The sequence below is a fragment of the Micromonospora sp. NPDC003776 genome, from assembly GCF_053605645.1.
Window position 1 is genome coordinate 1 of the sequence record NZ_JBSGJR010000826.1, and the last position, 2,188, is coordinate 2,188.

Annotated in this window: 2 protein-coding genes; one reads left to right on the forward strand and one right to left on the reverse strand. The window is 74.8% G+C overall.

Features of this window, described 5'->3' with window-relative positions; all coding sequences use genetic code 11:
* Positions 1-46 precede the first annotated feature (46 nt).
* On the reverse strand, positions 47-1,255 hold the full coding sequence (locus ACWEVO_RS35380) for a DUF349 domain-containing protein (RefSeq protein ID WP_452311760.1): 1,209 nt from the start codon (positions 1,253-1,255) through the stop codon (positions 47-49).
* A 203-nt stretch (positions 1,256-1,458) separates the two neighbouring features.
* Here ACWEVO_RS35380 and ACWEVO_RS35385 point away from each other — a divergent pair.
* A partial coding sequence (locus ACWEVO_RS35385; protein WP_452311761.1) for a hypothetical protein occupies positions 1,459-2,188 on the forward strand: 730 nt, incomplete at its 3' end.

Here is a 2,188-nt window from a genome sequence, read left to right on the forward strand (position 1 = left end):
GCCCCCGGTCCCGGGAGGGGAGCGGGGGCTGCCGGGGTGGGTCAGGTCAGCCGGCCTGCTCGGCCAGCTGGAGGAACTGCCGCTTCGAGGCGAGCGCCTGCTCGGCCTCCTTGATCCGGCGGGCGTCACCGGCGGCCTGGGCGCGGGCCAGCCGCTCCTCGGCCTCGGCGACCTGCGCCCGCATCTGGGCGAGCAGTGGGTTGTCCTCCTTGGTGGTCCGCCGCCACGCCGAGTCCATGACCTCGCGGACCTTGTCGTCCACGGCGCGCAGCCGGCGCTCCAGCCCGGCGGCCGCCTCGCGGGGCACCCGGCCCGCCTCGTGCCACTGCGCCTGGATGTCCCGCAGCTTCGCCTGGGCGCCCTTCGGGTCGCCGTCGACGTCGAGCGCCTCGGCCTCGGCGAGCAGGGCCTGCTTGCGCTCCAGGTTGGCCCGCTGCTCGTTGTCCCGCGCGGAGAAGACCTCGCTGCGGCGGGTGAAGAAGTGGTCCTGGGCGGCGCGGAACCGTTCCCAGAGCTTCTGCTCGGCCTCCTTGGACGCCCGCGGGGCGGCCTTCCACTGGGCCATCAGGTCCTTGAGCTGGTTGGCCGTGATCGCCCAGTCCGAGGATTCCTTCAGCTTCTCGGCCTCCGCGACCAGCTCCTCCTTGACCGTCTGCGCCTGCTTGCGCTGCTGGTCGAGGGAGGCGAAGTGGGCGCCCCGGCGGCGGGTGAACCCGTCGCGGGCGGCGGCGAACCGCTTCCACAGCTCACCATCGGTCTTCTTGTCGACCCCGCGGATGGTCTTCCACTCGTCGAGGATCTCCTTGAGCCGGTCACCGGCGGTCTTCCAGCCGGTCGACTCGGCGGCCAGCTTCTCCGCCTCCTCCACCAGGGCGGTCTTGCGCGCCAGGGCCTCGCCCCGGGCGGCGTCCCGGGCCGCCTTGGCCTCGCCGGCCTTCTCCTCGGCCACCGTGGCCAGCTTGTCCAGGCGCGCGGCCAGCGCGTCGATGTCCCCGACCACGTGCGCCTCGGCCAGCGAGGCGCGGATCCGCCGGATCGTGGTCAGCGAGTGGCCGGCGTCCGCCGCGCCCGAGTTGAGCCGGGCCTCGGTCAGGTCCACCTCCGTCACCAGGTCGGCGAAGCGCCGGGCGAAGTGGGCCAGCCCCTCCTCCGGGGCCCCCGCCTGCCAGGAACCGACCACCCGCTCACCCTCGGCGGTCTTGACGTAGACGGTGCCGTCCTCGTCCACCCGTCCGAAGGCAGTCCAGTCGCTCATGTGCCCATCCTCGTTCTCCCGGCGTCGACGGGGCTGCCCCCTCGATCGCCGCCACGGCGCAGCAAAGTTACTCCCGGCATTGTCACAGGTCCGCCCCCGTCCGTGTCGAGCGCCTGTCGTCGACCGTGACCATACGGTGTCGTAGCGCCTCGATGACCGGATCGGCGCGGGGACGCACCGGGGCGTCCCGATAGGTTGGACCGGTGCCACTGGTCGCCGCCGCCGTCTGCCCGCACCCGCCCCTGCTCGTACCCGAGGTCGCCGGCGCCGCCGCCGGTGAGCTGGACCACCTCCGCGCCGCCTGCGACGCCGCCGTCGCCGGCCTGCTGGCCGCCGAACCCGAGGTGATCCTGCTGGTCGGGGCCGGCCCGCGGACCGAGAAGTTCAACCCCGCCGACTACGGCTCACTGCGTGGTTTCGGCGTCGACCGGTATGTGCGGCTGTGGAAGGTCAACTGTGCCGGTGGGGAGCGGCTGCCGCTGAGCCTGACCATCGGGGCCTGGCTGATCGGCCGCTCCGGCACCGACCTGCCCCGGCTGGCCCACGCCGTCGCCACCGACGCGCCCCCGGCCGAGTGCGCCGACCTCGGCGCGGCGCTCGCCGCCGAGGCGGCGGGGCGTACCGCGGTGCTGGTGTTGGGGGACGGGTCGGCCTGCCGGGGCGTCAAGGCGCCCGGCTACGACGACCCGCGCGCCGAGGCGTACGACGAGGGGGTGGCCCGGGCCCTGGCCGACGCGGACGCCGGGGCCCTGCTCGGCCTGGACCCGGTGCTCTCCGCCGAGCTGAAGGCCGCCGGCCGGGCGCCCTGGCAGGTGCTGGCCGGCGCGGTCCGCGCGGCCGGCGGCGACTGGCGGGGCCGCCGGGATGTCGTAGCGGGCGATGTAGGCGTCCACGTCCCGCTGGGTCCAGGCGGCGATCGGGTTCACCTTGACC

Bases quoted from the DNA above. Each gene is read 5' to 3' on its own strand.
- ACWEVO_RS35380 (WP_452311760.1), bottom strand. From the start codon at position 1,255: ATGAGCGACTGGACTGCCTTCGGACGGGTGGACGAGGACGGCACCGTC.